General features: G+C 69.3%; 18 protein-coding genes. 9 read left to right on the forward strand and 9 right to left on the reverse strand.

Annotated elements, in window-relative coordinates; genetic code table 11:
• The first annotated feature begins 40 nt into the window (after positions 1-40).
• From ACFY1E_RS27485 to ACFY1E_RS27510, 6 genes are all read left to right on the forward strand, one after another.
• Complete coding sequence (locus tag ACFY1E_RS27485) at positions 41-1240, forward strand: ROK family transcriptional regulator (protein ID WP_389080260.1); 1200 nt, start codon at positions 41-43, stop codon at positions 1238-1240.
• A gap of 134 nt (positions 1241-1374) precedes the next feature.
• The gene (locus ACFY1E_RS27490; protein WP_389080261.1) at positions 1375-2466 is read left to right on the forward strand and encodes a sugar ABC transporter substrate-binding protein; all 1092 of its coding nucleotides are present in this window, start codon (positions 1375-1377) and stop codon (positions 2464-2466) included.
• Positions 2467-2717: 251 nt separating this feature from the next.
• Entirely contained in the window at positions 2718-3509 is a 792-nt protein-coding gene (locus ACFY1E_RS27495; protein ID WP_344401842.1) for an ATP-binding cassette domain-containing protein, read from the forward strand.
• Entirely contained in the window at positions 3506-4828 is a 1323-nt protein-coding gene (locus ACFY1E_RS27500) for a sugar ABC transporter permease (RefSeq protein WP_344401843.1), read from the forward strand. The genes ACFY1E_RS27495 and ACFY1E_RS27500 overlap by 4 nt, the downstream gene beginning before the upstream one ends.
• Positions 4829-5182: 354 nt before the next feature.
• The gene (gene dxs / locus ACFY1E_RS27505) at positions 5183-7111 is read left to right on the forward strand and encodes a 1-deoxy-D-xylulose-5-phosphate synthase (RefSeq protein ID WP_389080263.1); all 1929 of its coding nucleotides are present in this window, start codon (positions 5183-5185) and stop codon (positions 7109-7111) included.
• A 147-nt stretch (positions 7112-7258) separates the two neighbouring features.
• Positions 7259-8755: an amino acid permease gene (locus ACFY1E_RS27510; protein ID WP_389080264.1), complete on the forward strand. Its 1497-nt coding sequence runs from the start codon at positions 7259-7261 to the stop codon at positions 8753-8755.
• A gap of 32 nt (positions 8756-8787) precedes the next feature.
• On the opposite strand, the gene ACFY1E_RS27515 is transcribed toward ACFY1E_RS27510, so the two are convergent.
• Positions 8788-9162, reverse strand: coding sequence for an NTP pyrophosphohydrolase (locus ACFY1E_RS27515; protein WP_389080266.1), 375 nt, complete (start codon positions 9160-9162; stop codon positions 8788-8790).
• A gap of 102 nt (positions 9163-9264) precedes the next feature.
• Positions 9265-10149 (reverse strand): NAD(P)-dependent oxidoreductase, encoded by an 885-nt coding sequence (locus ACFY1E_RS27520; protein WP_389080267.1) that lies wholly within the window; start codon positions 10147-10149, stop codon positions 9265-9267.
• Between the two features lie 129 nt (positions 10150-10278).
• On the opposite strand from ACFY1E_RS27520, the gene ACFY1E_RS27525 reads away from it, so the two are divergent.
• The 3 genes from ACFY1E_RS27525 (at position 10279) to ACFY1E_RS27535 (ending at position 14541) form a co-directional block, all read left to right on the forward strand.
• Positions 10279-11295, forward strand: a complete 1017-nt coding sequence (locus ACFY1E_RS27525) for a hypothetical protein (RefSeq protein ID WP_389080268.1) — start codon at positions 10279-10281, stop codon at positions 11293-11295.
• Between the two features lie 310 nt (positions 11296-11605).
• Positions 11606-12874 (forward strand): nucleotide sugar dehydrogenase, encoded by a 1269-nt coding sequence (locus ACFY1E_RS27530; protein ID WP_389080269.1) that lies wholly within the window; start codon positions 11606-11608, stop codon positions 12872-12874.
• On the forward strand, positions 12871-14541 hold the full coding sequence (locus ACFY1E_RS27535; protein WP_389080270.1) for a glycosyltransferase: 1671 nt from the start codon (positions 12871-12873) through the stop codon (positions 14539-14541). The genes ACFY1E_RS27530 and ACFY1E_RS27535 overlap by 4 nt, the downstream gene beginning before the upstream one ends.
• 47 nt (positions 14542-14588) lie before the next feature.
• On the opposite strand, the gene ACFY1E_RS27540 is transcribed toward ACFY1E_RS27535, so the two are convergent.
• The 7 genes from ACFY1E_RS27540 to ACFY1E_RS27570 all read right to left on the reverse strand — a co-directional run bounded on the left by ACFY1E_RS27540 (position 14589) and on the right by ACFY1E_RS27570 (position 24393).
• Positions 14589-16028, reverse strand: coding sequence for a polysaccharide deacetylase family protein (locus tag ACFY1E_RS27540; protein ID WP_389080271.1), 1440 nt, complete (start codon positions 16026-16028; stop codon positions 14589-14591).
• Positions 16029-16060: 32 nt separating this feature from the next.
• Positions 16061-17482, reverse strand: a complete 1422-nt coding sequence (locus ACFY1E_RS27545; protein WP_389080273.1) for a cellulose binding domain-containing protein — start codon at positions 17480-17482, stop codon at positions 16061-16063.
• A 173-nt stretch (positions 17483-17655) separates the two neighbouring features.
• Positions 17656-19782 (reverse strand): 3-hydroxyacyl-CoA dehydrogenase NAD-binding domain-containing protein, encoded by a 2127-nt coding sequence (locus tag ACFY1E_RS27550; protein WP_389080274.1) that lies wholly within the window; start codon positions 19780-19782, stop codon positions 17656-17658.
• Complete coding sequence (locus ACFY1E_RS27555; RefSeq protein WP_389080275.1) at positions 19779-21005, reverse strand: thiolase family protein; 1227 nt, start codon at positions 21003-21005, stop codon at positions 19779-19781. The genes ACFY1E_RS27550 and ACFY1E_RS27555 overlap by 4 nt, the downstream gene beginning before the upstream one ends.
• Before the next feature lie 286 nt (positions 21006-21291).
• Entirely contained in the window at positions 21292-22596 is a 1305-nt protein-coding gene (locus tag ACFY1E_RS27560) for an HRDC domain-containing protein (protein WP_389080276.1), read from the reverse strand.
• Positions 22597-22836: 240 nt separating this feature from the next.
• Positions 22837-23499 carry a response regulator transcription factor gene (locus ACFY1E_RS27565; RefSeq protein WP_030939825.1) on the reverse strand — a complete coding sequence of 221 codons (663 nt, stop codon included), beginning with the start codon at positions 23497-23499 and terminating at the stop codon, positions 22837-22839.
• A gap of 222 nt (positions 23500-23721) precedes the next feature.
• Positions 23722-24393, reverse strand: a complete 672-nt coding sequence (locus ACFY1E_RS27570) for a DUF3000 domain-containing protein (RefSeq protein ID WP_389080277.1) — start codon at positions 24391-24393, stop codon at positions 23722-23724.
• Positions 24394-24454 lie beyond the last annotated feature (61 nt).

Consider the following 24454-nt stretch of genomic DNA (forward strand, 5'->3'; position numbering starts at 1 on the left):
CGGGGCCTCATTGAAGCGGTCCCGCGCGCAGGAGGTCGTCGTGGAGACTCCGGGGTCGCAGTCGTCACTGCACCGAGCCAACCTGGAGCGGGTCGTCCGGGCCGTCCGGCTGGCCGGGTCACTCACGCAGGCGGAGATCGCGAGGACCACGGGGCTGTCCGCGGCAACGGTCTCCAACATCGTCCGCGAACTCAAGGACGGCGGAACGGTCGAGGTCACGCCCACATCGGCGGGCGGCCGAAGAGCCCGCAGCGTCTCCCTCAGCGGTGACGCCGGGATCGTCATCGGCGTGGACTTCGGGCATACGCATTTGCGCGTCGCGGTCGGGAATCTCGCCCACCAGGTGCTGGCCGAGGAGTCCGAGCCGCTGGACGTGGACGCCTCCTCGGCGCAGGGCTTCGACCGGGCGGAAGAGCTGGTCAATCGCCTGATTGCAGCAACCGGTGTCGACCGGTCCAAAGTCGCGGGCGTGGGCCTCGGTGTGCCCGGTCCGATCGACGTCGAGTCCGGCACCCTCGGCTCGTCGGCGATCCTGCCCGGCTGGATCGGTACGAAGCCCGCCGAGGAGCTGCGGGGGCGGCTCGGCGTGCCCGTTCACGTGGACAACGACGCCAACCTCGGCGCCCTCGGCGAGCTGGTCTGGGGCAGTGGCCGGGGGGTGAGGGACCTGGCGTACATCAAGGTCGCGAGCGGTGTCGGCGCGGGTCTGGTGATCAACGGGAAGATCTACCGGGGACCCGGTGGCACCGCGGGAGAAATCGGACATATTACACTCGATGAGTCGGGCCCTGTCTGTCGCTGCGGTAACCGGGGATGCCTGGAAACCTTTGCGGCAGCGCGCTACGTACTTCCGTTGCTCCAGTCGAGCCACGGCACCGACCTGACGATGGAAGGCGTCGTGCGGCTGGCCAGGGACGGAGACCCGGGCTGCCGTCGGGTGATCGCCGACGTCGGCCGTCACATCGGTTCTGGAGTCGCCAATCTCTGCAATCTGCTGAACCCGAGCCGGGTCGTCCTGGGCGGTGATCTCGCCGAGGCCGGCGAGCTGTTGCTCGGGCCGATCAGAGAGTCCGTCGGCCGCTATGCGATCCCCAGTGCAGCGCGCCAACTGTCCGTTCTCCCGGGGGCACTTGGGGGCCGTGCGGAGGTGCTCGGAGCGCTCGCTCTCGCACTCAGCGAGATGGGCGATTCGACCCTTTTGGACGGCACCTTGTCGACTGCGACACCTGCCTTCACTTAGAGAACGCATGACGCCGTTGCCATCTCGTTAAGTATTTACTTCTTGACGTCGCACGTGTGGCCGAGTTGACTTCCAGCCACCTCGGCCGCAGCGTTGCGGCCCTGTCAGGGAGGCACCCCCAAATGAACGCAACGATGCGTAGAGTCGTGATCGGCACGGCCGCGGTTTCGATGGCACTGTCCATGGCCGCCTGCGGCAAGGCCGGTGACAAGAAGAACGACTCCGGCAGCTCGAGCTCCGGCGGCACCAAGGCCTCGATCGGCCTGCTTCTTCCCGACAACACGCAGACCCGTTACGAGCAGTTCGACCGGCCGCTGTTCGAGGCCAAGGTCAAGGATCTGTGCTCCGGCTGCACCGTGCAGTACGCCAACGCCAACGCCGACGCCGCAAAGCAGGCGCAGCAGGTCAGCAGCATGATCACCAAGGGCGTCAAGGTCATCGTGATCAGCGCCCAGGACTCCGCGGCGATCAAGTCCTCGATCCAGACCGCGGTCAACAAGGGCATCAAGGTCGTCGCCTACGACCGTCTCGCGCAGGGCCCGGTCTCCGCGTACATCTCCTTCGACAACGTCAAGGTCGGCGAGCTGCAGGGCCAGGCGCTGCTCACCTCGCTGGGCTCGAAGGCGACCAAGAGCTCCAAGGTCGTCATGATCAACGGTGACGACGCCGACCCGAACGCCGCCCAGTTCAAGAAGGGCGCGCACCAGGCCCTCGACGGCAAGGTCGACATCGCCTACGAGCAGTCCGGTCTGTGGAAGGACACCGTGGCCGCCCAGAAGATGTCCGCGGCCATCACCCAGCTCGGTGCCAAGAACATCGCGGGTGTCTACTCCGCCAACGACAGCATGGCCGGTGGCATCGCCAACACCCTCAAGGGCGCAGGCATCTCCGGTATCCCGCTGACCGGTCAGGACGCGGAGCTCGCTGCCATCCAGCGCATCCTCGTCGGCAGCCAGTCCAGCACCGTCTACAAGGCCTACAAGCCGGAGGCCGAGGGCGCCGCGACGCTCGCGGTCGACCTGGCCCAGGGCAAGAGCATCTCCTCGCTCGCCACCACGACGCTCACCAGCGGCTCCGGCGACAAGGTGCCCTCCCAGCTGCTGACCCCGGTGTCGGTCACCAAGGCCAACATCAAGGACACGGTCGTCAAGGACGGTCTGTACACCGTCCAGCAGATCTGCACCTCCGCCTACGCCAAGGCCTGCAAGTCGGCCGGCCTCGAGTAGTCGAGCACCCGAGTGACTGCCCGGACCCCTGGGCAGTCACCGCAGCCGTGACCGCCCCGCGGTGGTCCCGCGAAACCTGTCCGGTGCCCGCCCCGGCTTTCATACCCCGCTACCGGGACGGGCGCCGGACGGAACCGTTGCCAAGGGCAGCGGATTCGCGCATGTTCATCCTGTAAACCTCGTGCGTCTTCGCACACCTCTCCGCGCACTACCCCAAGCGCGGCATCCCCGCCGGTCAGGCGGCGAAGGAGATGGTTCACGTGTCCGCTACGCCCGTGCTGGCGTTGCGCGGAGTCTCCAAGCGATTCGGTGCGGTCCAGGCCCTCACCGATGTCGAACTGGAGGTCCACGCCGGAGAAGTCGTCGCCCTGGTCGGCGACAACGGCGCAGGGAAGTCGACCCTGGTCAAGACGATCGCCGGAGTCCACCCCATCGATGACGGCGTCATCGAGTGGGAGGGCCGGCCGGTCAGCATCAACAAGCCGCACGACGCCCAGGGACTCGGCGTCGCGACCGTCTACCAGGACCTCGCCCTGTGCGACAACCTTGACGTGGTCGGCAACCTCTACCTCGGACGCGAGCTGCTGCACCGCGGCGTCATCGACGAGGTGTCGATGGAGAAGAAGGCCCGCGAGCTGCTGAGCACGCTCTCCATCCGGATCCCGAGCGTGCGCATCCCGATCGCCAGCCTCTCCGGTGGCCAGCGCCAGGTCGTCGCCATCGCCCGCGCCCTGATCGGCGAGCCCAAGGTCGTCATCCTCGACGAGCCCACCGCCGCCCTCGGTGTCGAGCAGACCGCCCAGGTCCTCGACCTCGTCGAGCGGCTGCGCGAGCAGAACCTCGCCGTCATCCTCATCAGTCACAACATGGCCGACGTGAAGGCCGTCGCGGACACCGTCGCCGTCCTTCGCCTGGGCAGGAACAACGGTTCCTTCCCCGTGAAGGACACCAGTCACGAAGAGATCATCGCCGCCATCACGGGAGCCACGGAGAACGCCGTGACCCGTCGTGCGGGGCGTCGCAGCACGGAGGCGGCACAGTGAGCGACACGTCCAAGGTTTCCAAGACGGACAGCGCGCCGGAACAGCAGGAGACCGCGACCCCGGCCGACGACCCGACGGCCGCTCCGGTCGCCGTCGTCGACCCGCGGCTGCTGGTCCGCGAAGAGGGCTTCAAGGGCTACCTCACGGAGTTCAAGCGCAAGGTGAAGGGCGGCGAGCTGGGCTCGCTGCCGGTCGTCATCGGCCTGATCATCATCTGGACCATCTTCCAGCTGAAGAACGACCGCTTCCTGAGCGCCGACAACCTCTCCAACATCAGCTACTACCTGTCGGCCACCGGCATGCTCGCCATCGGCCTGGTGTTCGTGCTGCTGCTCGGCGAGATCGACCTGTCCGTCGGCTCGGTCAGCGGTCTGGCCTCGACGATCTTCGCCGTGTTCGTGGTCGAGCACGGGATGAACGACTGGCTCGCACTGGTCCTGACGATCCTGACCGGTATCGGCATCGGTGCACTGCACGGGTTCTTCTTCGCGAGAATCGGCGTACCGGCCTTCGTGGTGACACTCGCCGGCTTCCTCGGCTGGAACGGTCTGATGCTGTGGCTGCTGGGCTCCAGCGGCACCATCAACATCCCGGCCGACACCGGCCCGGTGCACCTCTTCGGCCAGAACTCCTTCTTCATGGACCAGGCCATCGTCGGCGCCTATCTGCTGGCCGGCCTCGGTGTCGTCCTGGCGCTGGTGGGTCAGTTCAACGAGCAGCGCCGCCGTCGGGCGGCCGGTGTGCCGTTCCGTCCCACGAGCGAGATCCTGGTGCGGGTGGCTCTGCTCGCCGTGGCCTCCTTCGTGGCCGCGGCCGTGCTGAACAACGCCGCCGGTGTCTCCAACGCCCTGGTGATCTTCCTCGCCTGCCTCGTGGTCGTCGACTTCGTGCTGCGGCGCACCACCTTCGGCCGCAAGGTCTTCGCGGTCGGCGGCGGCATCGAGGCGGCCCGCCGTGCCGGTATCAGCGTGCCGATGGTCCGCATCACCGTGTTCGCCATCTCCGGCATGTTCGCGGCGATCGGCGGCATGTTCTTCGCCGGCCAGACCGCGAGCGCGACGCTGACCGCCGGTGGCGGCAACACCCTGATGCTCGCCATCGCGGCGGCCGTCATCGGTGGTACGTCGCTGTTCGGCGGGCGGGGTTCGGTCTGGTCCGCGCTGCTGGGCATGCTGGTCATCCAGTCGATCCAGACCGGGCTTGACCTGCTCAACATGAACACGTCCATCCAGTACATGATCACGGGTGCGGTTCTGCTCGGTGCGGTGGTCATCGACTCCGTCAGCCGTAGGAGCCAGAAGGCTGCCGGTCGCGCATAACGCTCCGCGGTCGCGCCGTGGGGGTGCGGTGGTATTGCGGGTGCCGGCCGTCTTGGGCTGGTCGCGCAGTTCCCCGCGCCCCTGCCGGGGCCGCAGGCGGCCCCTCTTGTCGGCGTGTGTGGCTGGTCGCGCCCGCGCGCGGTGGTAGCCGCAAATCGATACAGCCCCGCGCCCCTTTGGGGCGCTCATGTTGCCCGGTACCTCACAGGTGCCGGGCACAGTCATGTCATAGGGCCGGCCGATCTTGGGTACAGCCGATCGCGTGACCTATGACGCACTGCCCGGGCGTCGGGCGTACGGGCGGAACATTAGACTCGACGAGCCCGGCAACAGCTCTACTGCAAGGAGGCACGGGTGCCGCTGCTGACCCGCATCAGGGGACCGCGCGATCTGGACCGGCTCAGCCTGGAGCAGCTGGACCAGCTGGCAGAGGAGATCCGGACCTTCCTCGTCGACGCCGTCTCCAAGACCGGCGGCCACCTCGGCCCCAACCTGGGCGTCGTCGAGCTCACCATCGCCCTGCACCGCGTCTTCGAATCCCCGAAGGACAAGGTGCTGTGGGACACGGGCCACCAGTCCTATGTGCACAAACTGCTCACCGGCCGCCAGGACTTCGCGAAGCTGAAGCAGAAGGGCGGCCTGTCCGGCTACCCCTCGCAGGCCGAGTCCGAGCACGACGTCATCGAGAACAGCCACGCCTCCACGGTGCTCGGCTGGGCCGACGGCCTCGCCAAGGCCAACCAGATCCTGGAGCGCGACGACCACGTGGTCGCCGTGATCGGTGACGGAGCCCTGACCGGCGGCATGGCCTGGGAGGCCCTCAACAACATCGCCGACGCCAAGGACCGCCCCCTGGTCATCGTCGTCAACGACAACGAGCGGTCGTACGCCCCGACCATCGGCGGCCTCGCGAACCACCTCGCGACTCTTCGTACGACCGACGGGTACGAGCGGTTCCTGGCCCGCGGCAAGGACCTGCTGGAGCGCACGCCCGTCGTCGGCCGGCCGCTCTACGAGACGCTGCACGGCGCGAAGAAGGGTCTCAAGGACTTCATCGCACCGCAGGGCATGTTCGAGGACCTCGGTCTGAAGTACGTCGGTCCCATCGACGGTCATGACATCGAGGCCCTGGAGTCGGCGCTGGCGCGCGCCAAGCGGTTCGGCGGCCCGGTGATCGTGCACTGCCTCACCGAGAAGGGTCGCGGCTACCAGCCGGCCCTCCAGGACGAGGCCGACCGCTTCCACGGCATCGGCCCGATCCACCCCGACACCGGCCTGCCCATCAAGGCCTCCGGCGCCGACTGGACCTCCGTCTTCGGCGACGAGATGGTGCAGCTCGGCAAGGAGCGCAAGGACATCGTCGCCATCACCGCGGCGATGCTGCAGCCGGTCGGCCTGAAGAAGTTCGCGGACGCCTTCCCGAAGCGGATCTACGACGTCGGCATCGCCGAGCAGCACGCGGCCGTCTCCGCGGCCGGCCTCGCCACCGGCGGACTGCACCCCGTGTTCGCCGTCTACGCCACCTTCCTGAACCGGGCCTTCGACCAGGTCCTGATGGATGTCGCGCTGCACAAGTGCGGTGTCACCTTCGTCCTGGACCGGGCCGGCATCACCGGCACCGACGGGCCCTCCCACAACGGCATGTGGGACATGTCGATCCTCCAGGTCGTCCCCGGGCTACGGCTGGCCGCGCCGCGCGACGCCGACCAGGTGCGCAAGCAGCTGCGGGAGGCCGTCGAGGTCAAGGACGCGCCGACCGTGGTGCGCTTCTCCAAGGGCGCCGTCGGCCCCGCCGTACCCGCCGTGGGACGGGTGGGCGGCATGGACGTCCTGCGCGAGCCCGGCACGGACACCCCGGACGTGCTGCTCGTCTCCGTGGGCGCCCTGGCTCCGATGTGCCTGGAGATCGCCTCCCTGCTCGACAAGCAGGGCATCTCCACCACCGTTGTCGACCCGCGCTGGGTCAAGCCCGTCGACGAGGCCATGGCGCCGCTCGCGGAGCGGCACCGCGTGGTCGTCACCGTCGAGGACAACTCCCGCGTCGGCGGCGTCGGTTCGACCATCGCGCAGGCCCTGCGCGACGCGGGCGTCGACGTACCGCTGCGCGACTTCGGCATCCCGCCGCGCTTCCTCGACCATGCCTCCCGCGCCGAGGTCATGACGGAGATCGGGCTCACGGCCCCCGACATCGCCCGCCAGGTCACCGGCCTCGTCTCCAAGCTCGACGGCCGCTTCAACCGCGAGGCGGCCGAGGTCGACTCGGTGGAGCCCGCGCGCGACTGACACCAGCGACCCGACCGGATGGGCCGCTTGCACCACCGCCAGGGGTGGTGCAAGCGGCCCATCTGCGTGAATCCGCCTGCGCCGGGGCATACGCACTACGCCCCCTCTCGATCATGTCGAGGACGACGAAGCGTGGGAGGTCAGCCCGTGAGCAGCACCCTCTTCCGGACGAAGAAGGTCGAGCAGTCCATCCTCGATACCGAGGAACCCGAGCACGCACTCAAGAAATCCCTGTCCGCGCTCGATCTGACCGTCTTCGGCGTCGGCGTCATCATCGGCACCGGCATCTTCGTCCTCACCGGCACGGTGGCCAAGAACAACGCCGGCCCGGCCGTCGCCCTGGCCTTCGTCGCGGCCGGCGTGGCCTGCGGTCTCGCCGCGCTGTGCTACGCCGAGTTCGCCTCCACGGTCCCGGTGGCCGGCTCGGCGTACACCTTCTCGTACGCCTCCCTGGGCGAACTGCCCGCCTGGATCATCGGCTGGGACCTGGTCCTGGAGTTCGCGCTCGGTACGGCGGTGGTGGCCGTCGGCTGGTCCGGGTACATCGCCTCGCTCCTCGACAACGCCGGCTTGCATCTGCCCGAGAGGCTGAGCGGCAGGGAGGGGGCGCACGGCTTCGGCTTCGACATCCTCGCCGCCGCCCTGGTCCTGGTGCTGACCGCGATCCTCGTGGTGGGCACGAAGCTCTCCGCGCGGGTCACCTCCGTCGTCGTCGCCATCAAGGTGACCGTCGTCCTGACCGTGATCGTCGCGGGCCTCTTCTTCGTCAAGGGCGACAACTACCAGCCGTTCATCCCGAAGTCGCAGACGGTGGAGGCGGGCAGCAGCCTCAAGGCCCCGCTCATCCAGCTGATGTTCGGCTGGGCGCCCTCCAACTTCGGTGTGATGGGCATCTTCACCGCCGCCTCCGTCGTCTTCTTCGCGTTCATCGGCTTCGACGTCGTCGCCACGGCCGCCGAGGAGACCAGGAACCCGCAGCGGGACATGCCGCGCGGCATCCTCGGCTCGCTCGTCATCTGCACGGTGCTGTATGTCGCCGTGTCGATCGTCGTCACCGGCATGGAGCACTACACCAAGCTGTCCGTGAGCGCCCCGCTCGCCGACGCCTTCAAGGCCACCGGGCACCCCTGGTTCGCGGGCTTCATCAGCTTCGGCGCCGCCGTCGGCCTGACCACGGTCTGCATGATCCTGCTGCTCGGCCAGACCCGGGTCTTCTTCGCGATGAGCCGCGACGGGCTGCTGCCGCGCTTCTTCTCGCACGTCCACCCGCGATTCAAGACCCCGCACCGGCCGACCATCCTGCTCGGCGTGATCATCGCGATCGTCGCCGGCTTCACCAGCCTCAGCGAACTGGCGGAACTGGTGAACATCGGCACGCTCTTCGCCTTCGTCGTCGTCGCGATCGGCGTGATCATCCTCCGCAACACCCGCCCCGACCTGCACCGTGCCTTCCGCACCCCGTGGGTCCCGGTCATCCCGGTCCTGTCGGTGTGCGCCTCGCTGTGGCTGATGCTGAACCTGCCGGCCGAGACCTGGCTCCGGTTCGGCATCTGGATGGTGATCGGCTTCGTCGTGTACTTCCTCTACGGCCGTTCCCACAGCCGTCTTGCGCGTGGCGAGCTGACGGGGTCGGCGAGGTCCTGAGGCCGCCGGGGCGGGGGTGGTCGACTCCGTCGTCACACAGGCCTGACGGTACGGGGTCCCGAGACCTCCGCCCCCAACTCCCGGACCCTGCGTCGCAGTTCCCGGTCAGCGGTCACCACCAGGACCGGGCGTTTTCCCGCCCCGGCGACCAGGTCGACCATGTGGTCGTCCCCGCTGCCCGGCGCCGACTCCACCCGGACGCCGGGCACCGTCTCCACCCCGCGCGCCGCCCCCTCCACCACGAGGACGATCTCCACGGGACCGGAGTGGCCAGGAAGGCCGTCGGCCGCGAGCCGGTCGCGGAGCCGTTCCGCGGCCCCCCGCCGATCACGCCACCAGCCGTCGGGCACCGACCCGACGACGTTCGCGGCGTCGACGATCACGAGCAGAGGGTCGCTCTCAGTCATGCGGCAAGGTTCGCACAGCCACCGCTGCCTTCCGCCAGACCCGCTCGGGGCAGCCGGCCGGCCACCCATCAACCGCGTCAACAACCCTGCGGGGCAATACAGCTAGTCCACCGGCTTCTCGTCGAAGCTCGCGAAGTACGCGGCGGCCATGTCCTCGTCGCCGTGGCCCTGTGCGGCGGCGCGCTCCATGCGTTCGGCGGTCGCGGCGGCGACATCCAGACGGACGCCGTTCTCCCGTCCGGCCTCGACGATCAACCGGGCGTCCTTGGCGGCCGTCGCCACCGCGAACTGGGCCGGAGACAGCCGGTCGTTCAGGACCAGGCCCGCCTTGGCCTTGAGATAGCCCATGTCGAGCGGGCCGCCCGCGATCAGGTCGAAGAAGTTCTGCGGGTCGACGTCCAGGGCCTGGGCCAGGGCGAGCACCTCGCCGGTCGCCGCGGTCGCAGCGAGGACCCAGCTGTTGGCGACCAGCTTCAGCCGGGTCGCGCTCCCGGCTTCGTCCCCCGTCCACATGGTGCGGGCGCCGACCGCGTCGAACACCGGCTCCACCACGGCCCGGCCCCCGACGGGCCCGGCGGCCAGCACGGTCAGCTGCCCGGCCTCCGCGGGCTGGCGGGTGCCGAGCACCGGGGCGTCGTAGAAGACGAGGCCGTGCTCCTCGGCGAACGCGGCCAGTTGGGTGACCGCCTCGATGCCGGCCGTGGTCGACTGCACCCAGGCGGCGCCGGGGCGCAGCCCGGCGGCCGCCTCGCGCATGACGTCCAGGGTGGTCGGACCGTCGTAGAGCATGGTCAGGACGACATCGGCGCCCTGGACGGCCTCGGCGGGCGTGTCGGCGATGTGCGCTCCGTCGGCGGCGAGAGGCTCGGCCTTGGCGCGGGTGCGGTTCCACGCACGGACCAAGTGGCCGGCGCGGGCGAGGTTGCGGGCCATGGCGGCGCCCATGATGCCGGTGCCGAGGACGCTCACGGTGAGCTGGTCGGTCATGAGTTCGGCTTCCTTCTCACTGTTGCTGTGGTTGCTCAGGAACAGCCTGCCCGCTCGGCGCCCGGCCGCACGTACGAGGACGCAGGGGCCGGGCCACGTCCCGCGTGTCGCCCCGCTTAGAGTGAAACGGTGAACGGCGACTGGCTCCTACGCGGCCGTGACGGCCGGCTCAGTGTCTACCTCCCCACCGACGGCGCCTTGCTGTGCCGGGCGGAGCGCTCACCCGGCGGGCCCTGGACGGCCCCGCACCGGGTCGGCGGGGAGCAGACGCTGCAAGCGTCACCCGCGGTCGGACAAGGCAGCGACTCCTACGCCCATCTGGTCTCCTGGCGGCCCACCGTGTCCGGCGAGGCCGGCCTCGTGCACTCCACCCACTTCCGGCCCCGGCTCGCCGCCCTCGACTGGGCGCCGATCGGGCACCCGGACAAGAAGGGATCCCGCACCGGCCCGCCCGCCGTCGCCGTCGACGCCGAGGGGCGCGCCCATGTCTTCGTCCGCAACAACGGCGGCGGGGTGAGCATGGTCGCGCAGAAGGAGAAGGGCGGCTGGGAGCCGTGGCGGGACCTCAAGGGGCGTGACGTGCAAGGGGAGTTGGCGGCGGTGACGGGGGAGTCGGGCCGCGTCGAGGTGTACGCGGCCGTCCCCGGAGGCATCCTGCACTGGCGGCAGGAGGAGGCGGGCGCCCAGCCGTCCCTGGAGGAGGCGCTGGAGGCGCAGGTCCGCCCGGACACCCTGCGTGCGCTGGCCACCTCCCCGGACGGTACGACCCTCTTCTACACCGACGAGTCGGGCGACCTGTGCGCCTGGCGCCCCGGCGCCAAGCCCGTCACCCTGCTGCCCTCCGCGGGGCCCGGCCCCGTCTCCGCGGTGCGCTGCGAACTCGACGGCCACGACTGCACCTTGCTCGCGCAGCGCTCGGCGAGCGGCCGGGTCGCCTTCGCCGCGTATCCGACCGAGCAGGAGTCGGCCGGCGCCTGGTGGACCGAGTCGGGCCCGGCCCTGCCCGCGGACGCCACGGTGTCCCTCGCGGTGGACGAGGACGGCCGGGTGGTGGCGGCAACGTTGTCCCCGTCCACCGGACAGCTGCTGCTCACCCGCCGCAAGGACGAGCCGGGACTGGCGCTGGAGGCCTGGCGCAAGGTGTGACGCCCGGCGGGCGCGCTTCCTCCGCTTCCACTTACCGCTGTGGCCGGTTTCTGTCGTCGTCCGGCGAGCGCCCCAGGTCGTTCCGTTTACCGACCGAACGAGACCACATGAGGGCAGCTAGTGACAGGAGACACTCAAGGTATGAAAAAGGTTGCACAGGTAAGGGCGTGACAAGAGGCACGCAAAGCGCTCGTGGTGACGATGTGAAGATCTTGTTAGCATTCCTGAACCTGTTCGAATTCTTTGAGCGCGGGTGGCCGAGAGCCGCCCGCGCTTCTGTTGCCGTGCCAACGGGGTTGGGAATGATGTTGTGAGCAGATCCTCTACGGTGGATCTTGTCGTGGTCGGGCTCGGTTACGTAGGGCTTCCGCTGGCCCGCTCGGCCGCTGCGGCGGGGCTGAAAGTGATCGGTCTCGACCGCAGCCGGAACGTCGTCGACGGTCTGAACTCCGGCCGCTCGCACGTGGACGACATCACGGACGCCGAGGTCGCCGTGATGCTTCAGCAGGGCTTCGAGGCGGTGGACCGGCCGGACGTCATCGCCGACGCCGCCGCCGTCGTCATCTGTGTGCCGACCCCCCTCACCGAGTACGCCCCGGACCTCACCGCGGTGAACGCCGCCGTCGAGGACATCGCTGCCCACCTGGCTCCGGGCACCCTCGTCGTGCTGGAGTCCACGACCTATCCCGGCACCACCGACGAAGTCGTCCGCCCGCGCCTGGAGGCCGGCGGTCTGAAGGTCGGCCAGGACTTCCATCTCGCCTTCTCGCCCGAGCGCATCGACCCGGGCAACGCCAGCTTCGGCCTGGAGAACACGCCCAAGGTCGTCGGGGGCGTCACCGCGGACTGCACCAAGGCCGCCCGTGCCCTCTACGAGCGCTTCGTGACACGTGTCGTCGAGGCCAAGAGCACCCGCGAGGCCGAGATGGCCAAGCTGCTGGAGAACACCTACCGGCACGTGAACATCGCGCTCGTCAACGAGATGTCGATGTTCTGCCGGGAGATCGGCGTCGACCTGTGGGACGCGATCCGCTGCGCCTCCACCAAGCCGTTCGGCTTCGCGCCCTTCTACCCGGGCCCCGGAGTCGGCGGCCACTGCATCCCGATCGACCCCAACTACCTCTCCTACAAGGTCCGTTCGCTCGGCATCCCGTTCCGCTTCGTGGAGCTCGCGCAGGAGATCAACCAGCGCATGCCCGTCCATGTGGTCAACCGGGCCGCCGATCTGCTGAACGACCAGGGCAGGGCGGTGCGCGGCGCCCGCATCCTGCTGCTCGGCGTCACCTACAAGCCCGACATCTCCGACCAGCGGGAGAGCCCGGCCCTCGCGGTCGCCGAGAACCTCCTCGCCCGGGGTGCCGAACTCGTCTACTTCGACCCGCGCGTCGAGAACTGGAAGGTCGCCGGCAGCCCGGTCGAGCGGGCCGAGGACTACCTCACCGCCGCCGAGACCGCCGACCTCACCATCCTGCTCCAGTCCCACCGGGAGATCGACCTCGGTCTGCTGGCCGACCGCGCCCGTGCGCTGTTCGACACCCGGGGCAAGTCCGCCGACCACCCGCGGGTGGTCAAGCTGTGACTGCCGACGATACGTACATACCGAGCGCCGTCGAGTCCGGCGGCCGCCGCGCGCACCGCAAGCGCCGGCACCTGAAGGTCTCGTACTTCGTCTTCCTCGCCCTCGCCGCACTGATCGCCACCCGGCTCGACGCGGGCTCCCTGCACCTGTACTCGCTGGGCGCCATGGGCCTGCTGGCCCTGAAGATGTTCGGCGCCCTCTTCTACCGTCCGGCCAAGGCCGGGAGGGAGGAGCTGGAGTACGTGGAGAGCGCCTGGGTCACCGCGGTCATCCCGATCTACAACGAGGACCCGGTGATGTTCGAGCAGGGCATGCGCAGCCTCCTCGCGCAGAGCCGCCTGCCGAACGAGATCCACATCATCGACGACTGCAGCGCCGATCCCGGCGGCATCCGGGCGGCGAAGAAGATGCGCCGGGAGTTCGAGGCCCGCGGTGTGAAGTACACCGTCAGCGTGCAGCCCGAGAACAAGGGCAAGCGCGAGGCCCTGGCACTGGGCTTCGAGGCGGCGCCGTACTCGGACATCTTCCTGTGCGTGGACTCGGACACGATCCTGTCCCGGGACACCGTCCGTGAGCTGCTGCTGCCGCTCGCCGACGAGAAGATCATGGCCTCCACCGGCATGGTGCTGGCGCTCAACCACGACAGCAACATCTTCACGCGCCTGCAGGACCTCAGGTACGGCAACTCCTTCCTCTTCGAGCGGGCCGCCTACTCCCGGCTGAAGTCGGTCCTGTGCTGCTGCGGCGCGCTCTCCGCGTACCGCGGCACGCTCGTGCGCAAGTACCTGCCGGACTTCCTCAACCAGCAGTTCCTGGGCAAGCCGGCCGTCTTCGGTGACGACCGCCGCATGACCAACTACTGCCTCATGGAAGGCCAGGTCGTCTTCCAGGAGACCGCCGTCGGCTACACGGCCGTCCCCGAGAAGCTGCCGCACTTCCTGCGCCAGCAGGTCCGCTGGAACAAGTCCTTCTTCCGTGAGTCCCTGTGGGCCTTCACGCACCAGAAGAAGTACCGCCCGGCCTTCTGGCTGACCTGCATGGAACTCGCGTTGTGGCTGGTCTTCGGCACCGCGATGTTCTACTCGATGGTCATCACACCGATCATGCATCCGGACCGCTTCGTCGCCCACATCGGCGACTACCTGGTCTTCATGGTGCTGATGGGCTACCTCCGCAACGTCCGCTACCTCGACTTCCCGCGCCGCGGCATGGGCTTCATCAAGCGCTTCGGCATGTTCCTGCTCGCACCGATCTACGGCGTGATCCAGCTGACGCTGCTCACCCCGCTGCGCTTCTACGCCCTGCTCACCCTGCACAAGGGCAGCTGGGGCACCCGGCAGGCCGGCGTCGAGGTGTCCGTGGCCGGCGATCACGAGGCCGAGGTGACGGAGATCTTCGAGGAAGAGGACCCGTACTCCGACAAGAAGGTCACCGAGACGCTCCAGCTGATGCGTCTGGAGGGCGCGGCCCTGCGCCGTACGGCCGACCGCGTCGCCCCCGCCATCCCCAGCCAGCCGCAGCCCCTGCCCGGCTACGACGAGCAGCACGCGTACGCGCCCCAGCAGCGGGTGTCGTGGGGGACGCCGAAGGAGCAGTACTGGCAGGGCGCCACCGATCACCAGGGCCAGTACGTCGATCCCGAGTGGCAGCAGAACCAGGGCTGGTAAGAGGGACGGAAAGAGGGGGCGGCCCCGGAGCCGCCCCCTCTTTCCGTCTACGTGTAGTACGTCATCGCCTCCGCGACCGTCAGCACCGTGATGCCACGGTCGGCGATCGCCTTCATCAGCGTGTCGAGCCCGGCCCTGCTGATCTCCGTACTGGCGGCGGGAGTCGAGCTCACCACCCGGTGCAGACACAGGATCAGCCAGTCCCCGTTGTGCGCGCACCGGTCGAGCCGGCCGCCCGCCGCCGTCAGGTTCGCCAGCGCCGTACCGCCGACTCCCGAGCCGTCGGTGATGCCGGTGAGCGCCTTCAGGCGGTACGGCATCGCGGGCGCGAAGGACTCGATGGTCTCGGAGACGATCGACCGGGCGGTGGTGAAGTGCCGGCTCGCGATCTGGTCCACCGGCACGCCGTCCGTGGTCTTCTCGAAGGCGCCATGCGGATAGGCGAAGTGCTCGCTGGTGAAGCCGTTGCCCACCAGCCACTCCCGCAGGGTCCGCAGATCGTCGTCCACCTGCTGCGCGGTGAGGGCGCTGTAGCTCGCGGTGTGGGCGCTCGTCGCATACGCGTGCCCGGCCATCTCCCAGCCCGAGAAGTCCTGCAGCGAACGCATCTGATCGAGCGTCAGGAAGGCGCCGCTGCCGATGGCGTCGGCGATGTTGTAGACGGTTCCGGAGTAGCCGTACGCGTCCATCACCGGACGGGCGAGTCCGTGCACGGAGGTGTGCGAGTCGTCGAAGGTGATCGAGACGACGCCCTTGGGGAAGACGGACGAGGTGTCCGGGATCAGCTCCACGGCCTGGAGGTGGTACGTCACCGGGCCGCCCGCGTTGTCGTACACCGCGAAGGACATGTCGGTGAAGCCGGTCGTGGTGGACGGCACTCCGGCGGACGAGATCGAGTACGTCCCGGCCGCGCTCGTGACGTCGGCCCACTGCAGGTGCACGGTGACCCATTCGCCCGACTGCACGTAGTTCGTGGCCGTCGCGGAGTGCGTGTGGAACTGCCAGAGGAAGTGGTTCGCGAGCGAGCCGGTGCCCAGGTAGAAGGACATCTTCGACAGGTTGGCGGTGTCGTCGACCCGGAAGACGAGCCGGATCGCCTTGCCGGTCAGGCTCGTCGCCGCACCGCCCAGCTTGCGGACGTACGACTGCTTTCCCGTGCCCGTGGTGGTCACCCGCACCGACTGGGTGCCGCGCACGAACAGCGCGGTGTCGTTCGCGTCGGCGGAGGAGGTGCCGGTGCCCGCGGCGCTCCAGCCGTGCCCGGACTGGAACTGCTGGGACCAGGTGGCGCGCCGGTGTCTGGGACGGCGACCGGAGGGCGCGTAGGTCGGTGGTGTGCCCAGACCCCCGAGGCCGGCAGCCGCCGGCCCGGCCGAAGCGGTGCCGAGCGAGGCACCGCCGGCGGTCGCCAGCCCCGCGGTTCCGGCCAGCAGCAGTGCTGACCGGCGGCTCAACCCCTGCGCGTCCAGCGCCTTTCCACGGCTCATACGTGCCCCCCAGTTCATACCGGCCCCCCGGCTCAGGATGTGGTGTCGAAGTAGTTCATGCCGTTCGCGCTGTAGCCCTTGACCGCCGCGTTCACGGCGTCCAGGGTCTGCGCGTCCTCGGCGTTGTAGTAGAGCCAGTCGACCTTCATGTCCCAGGCGCGCTCGCCGCCCTTGAAGGGCAGGTCGATGAACCAGGTGTTGAAGTTCACGGACATGCCCGCGCGCGGGGCGTACTTGCCGCTGGTGCTGTAGATCTTCCTGCCGTCGACGCGGTAGGTCACCACGCCGTCCTTGACGGTCATGACGACGGTGTGCCAGCCGGCCAGGCTCTTGAGGGTCGTGTTGTACACACGGTCCTCGACGGTGTGCCAGGTCACGTTGTCCAGCTTGGGGCCGAGCCGGCCCCACCCTCCGTTCGGCAGGTACTCGTTGTCGAGCTCGCTGTACGTCGAGCCCTTGCCGCCGATGGTGTAGAAGGTCTGGTTGACGTGGTCGCCGTCCCTGCCGGACGTGGGGTCGTCGCTGAAGTGGATCCGTGCGGCATACGTCCCGGAACGGAACTCGCGCCGCGAAGTGCCCACACTGGCCTGCTCGGTGCCGGCCCTCGTACCGTCCGTGCGGGCACGCAGCTTGAGCACCTGGCCGTCGCCCAGGGCGTCCTCGTCGGAGGGGAAGGTGACTCCGTCGGCCGACCATGTGTCGTGGATGCCGGGCCCGCCGGCGCTCGTGCGGACCAGCCAGCCGTGCTTGAACAGCGCGGGGTCCTTCGGCCCGGTGTAGTGGAAGTTGTCGAAGAGGACACCGGAGGGGGCGGCCGGCGCCGGACGGGCGGCGTCCTTGGAGGCGTTCTTGGAGTCGTCCGGCTTCGTGCCGTCCGGCTCCTCACCCCAGGCGAGAACCCCGTGCCTGTACGCGGTGACCGTCTTCGACTCCTTGTACGTCGTCTTCTCCGCGTCGAAGGAGCGGTCGTTCGACTGGTCCAGCTTCTTGTGGTCGACCCGGTACAGCTGGACGTCGATGCCCTTGCTGTTGGCGCCCGGCTGCAGCGTGCCCGCGCCGCCCGTGAACCTGAGCTCCAGGTAGTGGTCGGCGGTCTTCGCCGGCCTGTTCAGCTCGACGACGCTCCCGGCGACGTCGGAGCAGCCGAAGGCGGCCTGGACGCAGTTGAAGGCGTACGAGCCGCCGTCCGCGGTGAAGTAGTACCGCAGCGTCACCTCGCTCAGCGGCAGCGGCTTCTTCGACCCGTTGAGGATCTCCAGGGAGGGCTCGGCCGCCGTGGCCGTCGCGGGTGTGGCCGTCCGGTACCGCACGGTGAGCTCGGGCGGGTCCGGGTTCGCCGTGCGCCAGATCGGATACAGGGCCGTGGCGCCCGCGGCCACCACCGCAACGAGAAGGAACAGCTTGACCTTGGGCCACACCCGACGACGGGGTTGTTGGCGGCGGGTGGACGCCACGGAGTTCCTCCGCAGGAAGTCGATGCGTTCCGACCCGTCTGTGATCTGGAACGACAAATGAATGTGAAGAATGTGATCTGACTGTGTGGAGATCCTAATGGTAAACGGACAGCAAAAGGGGCGGGTCGTCCGGATCGATACCGGACGCCCCGCCCCCTTTCAGGGCAGTGCCGTTACGCCGGGACGCTCGCCACACCCGGAGCCAGGAACTTCTTGCCGTTCACGCGCTCCGAGACACCCTCGCGGTCCAGGTACGGCGTGATGCCGCCCAGGTGGAAGGGCCAGCCGGCGCCCGTGATCAGGCAGAGGTCGATGTCCTGGGCCTCGGCGACGACGCCCTCGTCGAGCATGAGCCCGATCTCCTGCGCCACCGCGTCCAGAACGCGCTCGCGGACCTGCTCCTCGGTCAGGACGACATCGCCCTGCTTGAGGAGCGCGGCGACCTCGGGGTCCAGCTCCGGCTTGCCGGAGTCGTAGACGTAGAAGCCGCGCTTGCCCGCCTTGACGACGGCCGCGAGGTTCGGGGAGACCGTGAAGCGGTCCGGGAAGGCCCGGTTGAGGGTCTCCGAGACGTGCAGACCGATCGCGGGACCGACCAGCTCCAGGAGCACCAGCGGGGACATCGGCAGACCGAGCGGCTCGACGGCCTTCTCGGCGACCTCGACCGGGGTGCCTTCGTCGATGACGTTCTGGATCTCGCCCATGAAGCGGGTGAGGATGCGGTTCACGACGAACGCCGGGGCGTCCTTCACCAGCACCGCGGTCTTCTTCAGCTTCTTGGCGACGGCGAAGGCAGTCGCCAGCGAGGCGTCGTCGGTCTGCTCGCCGCGCACGATCTCCAGCAGCGGGAGGATCGCGACCGGGTTGAAGAAGTGGAAGCCGACGACCCGCTCGGGGTTCTTCAGCTTCGACGCCATCTCGGTCACCGACAGCGAGGAGGTGTTGGTGGCGAGGATCGCGTGCGCCGGGGCGACCGCCTCGACCTCCGCGAACACCTGCTGCTTGACGCCGATCTCCTCGAAGACGGCCTCGATGATGAAGTCGGCGTCGGAGAAGCCCTCGGCCTTGTCCAGCACACCGGTGACCAGGGCCTTGAGGCGGTTGGCCTTGTCCTGGTTGATACGGCCCTTGCCGAGCAGCTTGTCGATCTCGGCGTGGACGTAGCCCACACCCTTGTCGACGCGCTCCTGGTCGATGTCGGTCAGCACGACCGGCACCTCCAGGCGGCGCAGGAAGAGCAGGGCGAGCTGCGAGGCCATCAGGCCCGCGCCGACCACGCCGACCTTGGTGACCGGGCGCGCCAGGTTCTTGTCCGGGGCACCGGCGGGACGCTTGCCGCGCTTCTGCACCAGGTTGAAGGCGTAGATGCCGGCGCGCAGTTCGCCACCCATGATCAGGTCGGCGAGCGCCTTGTCCTCGGCGTCGTAGCCCTGCTGCAGGTCGCCGTTCTTGGCGGCGGCGATGATGTCCAGGGCGCGGTAGGCGGCGGGAGCGGCGCCGTGCACCTTGGAGTCGGCGATGAACCGGCCCTTGGCGACGGCCTGGTCCCAGGCCTCACCGCGGTCGATCACCGGACGCTCGACCTCGACCTCGCCCTTCAGCACCTGAGCGGTCCAGATCAGCGACTGCTCCAGGAAGTCCGCACCCTCGAAGATCGCGTCCGCGATACCGAGGTCGAAGACCTGCTGGCCCTTGAGCTGCTTGTTCTGGTTGAGGCTGTTCTCGATGATCACCGAGACGGCCTTGTCGGCACCGATCAGGTTGGGCAGGATCGTGCAGCCGCCCCAGCCCGGGACCAGACCCAGGAAGACCTCGGGCAGCGAGAACGCCGGGAGCGCCTTGGAGACGGTCCGGTACTTGCAGTGCAGTCCGACCTCGACGCCACCGCCCATCGCGGCACCGTTGTAGTACGCGAAGGTCGGCACCGCGAGGGCCGACAGACGCTTGAAGACCTCGTGGCCGCCCTTGCCGATGGCGAGCGCGTCCTTGTGCTCCTTCAGCAGCTCGACGCCCTTGAGGTCGGCGCCGACCGCGAAGATGAACGGCTTGCCGGTGATGCCGACACCGACGATCTCGCCGGCCGCGGCCTCCTTCTCGACCTGGTCGATGGCGGTGTTGAGGTTCGCCAGCGAGGCCGGGCCGAAGGTGGTCGGCTTGGTGTGGTCGAAGCCGTTGTCCAGCGTGATCAGCGCGAAGCGACCGGCGCCGTACGGCAGGTCGAGGTGGCGTACGTGCGCGGACGTCACGACCTCGTCCGGGAACAGCTCGGCCGCGCCCTTCAGGAGTTCGGTGGTGCTCACTTGTTGCCTCCGGCGTCCTTGTGGTTCGGGTTCTCCCAGATCACCGTGGCGCCCATGCCGAAGCCGACACACATGGTGGTGAGGCCGTAGCGGACCTCCGGCTGCTCCTCGAACTGGCGGGCCAGCTGCGTCATCAGACGGACGCCGGAGGAGGCCAGCGGGTGGCCGTACGCGATCGCGCCGCCGTACTGGTTCACACGGGCGTCGTCGTCGGCGATGCCGTAGTGCTCCAGGAAGGCGAGCACCTGGACGGCGAAGGCCTCGTTGATCTCGAAGAGGTTGATGTCCTCGATCGACAGGCCCGCCTTGGCGAGGGCCTTCTCGGTCGCGGGGATCGGGCCGTAGCCCATGACCTCCGGCTCGACACCCGCGAAGGCGTACGAGACCAGGCGCATCTTGACCGGCAGGTTGTTCTCGCGGGCGAAGTCCTCGGAGGCGATGATCGAGGCGGTCGCACCGTCGTTCAGACCGGCGGCGTTACCGGCGGTGACGCGGCCGTGCACACGGAACGGCGTCTTCAGGCCCTGGAGGTTCTCCAGGGTGGTGCCCGGGCGCATCGGCTCGTCGGCGGTGACCAGGCCCCAGCCCGTCTCACCGGCCTCCGGGTTGGTGCGGCGCACGGAGATCGGCACCAGGTCCTGCTGGATCTTGCCGTTGGCGTACGCCTTGGCGGCCTTCTCCTGCGAGCGCACGGCGTACTCGTCGGCGCGCTGCTTGGTGATGGTCGGGTAGCGGTCGTGCAGGTTCTCCGCGGTCATGCCCATGAACAGCGCGGACTCGTCGACCAGCTTCTCGCTGACGAACCGCGGGTTCGGGTCCACACCCTCGCCCATCGGGTGGCGGCCCATGTGCTCGACACCACCGGCGATGACGGCGTCGTACGCACCGAAGGCGATCGAACCGGCGGTGGTCGTCACGGCGGTCAGGGCGCCGGCGCACATGCGGTCGATGGAGTAGCCCGGGACCGACTGCGGCAGCCCGGCGAGGATGCCGGCCGTGCGGCCGAGGGTGAGCCCCTGGTCACCGATCTGCGTGGTCGCGGCGATGGCGACCTCGTCGATCTTCTTCGGGTCGAGACCCGGGTTGCGGCGCAGCAGCTCCCGGATCGCCTTCACGACGAGGTCGTCGGCGCGGGTCTCGTGGTAGATGCCCTTCGGGCCCGCCTTGCCGAACGGGGTACGGACGCCGTCGACGAAGACGACGTCCCTGACGGTACGAGGCACGATGGCTCTCCTCCAGATGCGGGATGGCACTGCTGCACGGCGCAAGCGCAAGCGCTGAGCGCGCGCTCAGGCCCATGCTACTTGCGGGTAACGTGCCTGCACACCCCTGACGGCTGGAGCGGTGAACGTCACACTCCTGGGGGTGCTGCCGAGCCACGCGGTGCGAGCGCCGGCGTGGCTACGGCATGCCGACGACCCCATGCCGTCCCAGGATCTTGGCGTGATCTCGACATCCCTGTTCCCTGCTTCGAGGGCCATGAGGAGGGGGCGACCAGGTGAGGTGTTCCTAGGCGGACAACGCGGCCACCAGCACCGGCGTCACCTGCTCGACCTGCCAGGGCCGAGCCCCGAACCCCGAGAGCGCCGCACCGACCGAGTCCGCGTCGACGGACTTCGGCGGCTCCCAGCACACCCGCCGCACCGTGTCCGGCGTGATCAGGTTCTCCTGGGGCATGTTCAGCTGCTCGGCCAGCGCGGACACCGCCGCCCGGGCCGCCGACAGACGGGCCGCGGCGGCCGGGTCCTTGTCGGCCCAGGCGCGCGGCGGCGGAGGCCCGGTCACCGGCTGCCCGGGCGCCGGCAGCTGCGCCTCCGTCAGGGCTTTCGCACGGTCCACCGCAGCCTGCCACTGCTCCAGCTGCCGCCGCCCCATCCGGTTCCCGAACCCGTTCAACGCGGCCAGCGCGTGCACGTTGCTCGGAAGGGCGAGCGCCGCCTCCACGATGGCGGCGTCCCCGAGCACCTTGCCCGGCGACACGTCCCGCCGCTGGGCGATCCGGTCCCGCGTCTGCCACAGCTCCCGCACCACGGCGAGCTGCCGGCGCCGCCGCACCTTGTGCATCCCGGACGTACGCCGCCAGGGGTCCTTGCGGGGCTCCGGCGGCGGAGCCGAGGCGATCGCGTCGAACTCCTGCCGGGCCCACTCCAGCTTGCCCTGCCGGTCCAGCTCCTTCTCCAGCGCGTCGCGCAGATCCACCAGGAGCTCGACGTCCAGCGCCGCATACCGCAGCCAGGGCTCGGGCAGCGGACGGGTCGACCAGTCGACGGCGGAGTGGCCCTTTTCGAGTACGAAGCCGAGGACGTTCTCGACCATGGCGCCGAGGCCGACCCTGGGGAACCCGGCGAGACGTCCCGCGAGCTCGGTGTCGAACAGCCTCGTCGGCACCATGCCTATCTCGCGCAGACACGGCAGGTCCTGCGTGGCCGCGTGCAGCACCCACTCGACGCCCGAGAGCGCCTCACCGAGGCCGGAGAGATCGGGACAGGCCACGGGATCGATCAGCGCGGTCCCGGCGCCCTCGCGGCGCAGCTGCACCAGATACGCGCGCTGTCCGTAGCGGTAGCCGGACGCGCGCTCGGCGTCGACGGCGACGGGTCCTGAACCGGCCGCGAAGGCGGCGACCACCTCGGCGAGCGCGTCCGCGTCGGCGATCACGGGCGGGATGCCCTCGCGCGGCTCGAGCAAAGGGATCGGCTCAGGGCTCGGTTCCACGTTCGGCGCCCCCGTAACAGATGTTCCGCCGTCTTCCGGAGGGGCGCCTCCGGTGGTTCGCAGTGAGCTGTCTGCTGCGGTCTCTTGGGCGTCGGTCACGTGTCAAGGGTATCTGTGTATGGACAGCGCCCGCCGACGTAACGTTCCGTCGACGGGCGCCTGGGGGTCGTAAACCAGTCAGGTCGGTGAAAGATCCGGTTCACGACAGCTGGGACACGGACGGAGAATCAGCGGCCGATCCCGTTCACGTCCGTGAATGGCGGAGATGTACAGGGGAGAGAGGCGGGAGAGGCGGGGAGAGGGGAGGGGAGGGGGAGGTAAGAGGCAGCGGCGTGCGGGTCAGTGGATGATGCCGGTCCGCAGGGCCACCGCCACCATCCCGGCGCGGTCGCCCGTGCCGAGCTTGCGGGCGATGCGGGCGAGGTGGCTCTTGACGGTCAGCGCGGACAGGCCCATCGAAACGCCGATCGCCTTGTTCGACTGGCCCTCGGCGACCAGTCGCAGCACCTCGACCTCGCGGCCGGAGAGCTCGCGGTAGCCACCCGGGTGACTCGGGGCACCCGGGGGGCGGCGGTGCATACGCGCGGCGGCGGATCCGATGGGGGCGGCGCCCGGCCGGGTGGGGAGCCCGACATTGGTACGGGTGCCGGTGACGACATAGCCCTTGACGCCGCCCGCGAGGGCGTTGCGTACGGCACCGATGTCGTCGGCGGCCGACAGGGCGAGGCCGTTGGGCCAGCCCGCCGCGCGGGTCTCCGAGAGGATGGTGAGGCCGGAGCCGTCGGGCAGGTGGACGTCGGCGACGCAGATGTCGCGGGGGTTGCCGATGCGGGGACGAGCCTCCGCGATGGACGAGGCCTCGATGACGTCACGCACACCGAGCGCCCACAGATGGCGGGTCACGGTGGAGCGGACGCGGGGATCGGCCACGACCACCATGGCGGTCGGCTTGTTCGGGCGGTAGGCGACCAGGCTTGCGGGCTGCTCGAGGAGAACGGACACCAGGCCTCCTGGGGTGCGGGACGGCTTTCAAGGTCACAGTCGTCTTCGGCACCAAACCCGAAGTCCTTTAGGGAAAGATCACGATTTAGTGAGTATCAATTAGTGCAATTCGGACACGCGATCGATCGCGCGATGAACGAATCGGTTCGTTCGTGGCACTGTTCATGACCGAAAGTGGTCGTATCGACAAAGTGACGGTCAAGGTGACGCCCGAGGTGCCGGTCAGCGTGCGTGCGGGTCCCGCCGCTGCGGCAGCGTCACGACCGACGCATCACCCGGACCGGCCGGCGGCAGACCCGCGACCTGGGCCAGCAGATCACACCAGGAGGCCAGGTGGGACGCCGTGTCCGGGACCCCGCCAAGGCCCTCGCGGGGCGTCCAGGAGGCCCGGATCTCGATCTGCGAGGCCGCCGGGCGCTCCGCCAGACCGCCGAAGTAGTGCGAGCTCGCCCGGGTGACGGTGCCACTCGCCTCGCCGTACGACAGACTGCGCGCCTGCAGCGCGCCGGTCAGCCAGGACCAGCACACGTCCGGCAGCAGCGGGTCGGCGGCCATCTCCGGCTCCAGCTCCGCACGCACCAGCGTCACCAGCCGGAAGGCGCCCCGCCAGGCGTCGTGCCCGTCCGGGTCGTACAGCAGCACCAGGCGGCCGTCGGCCAGGTCCTGGTCGCCGTCGACGACGGTCGCCTCCAACGCGTACGCGAAGGGCGCGAGCCGCTTGGGTGCCGGCGCCGGCTCGATCTCGATCTGCGGCCGCAGCCGCGCGGTCCTCAGCGCGTCGACGGCAGCCCGGAAGGGCAACGGAGGAGGCGTACCGCCGCCATTCCGATCCCCCTCCTTGGTGTCGTCCATTCCGTCAGCGCCGTCCGACAGTCGTCCCTGAGCCGCAGCCATGCGGGGAAGATTAAGGGGAACGGGGGCTTCGCGCAGGGAGGGACACCCGTGCGGGGTCCGC

The organism is Streptomyces sp. NPDC001604 (genome assembly GCF_042893475.1).
GTDB lineage: Bacteria > Actinomycetota > Actinomycetes > Streptomycetales > Streptomycetaceae > Streptomyces.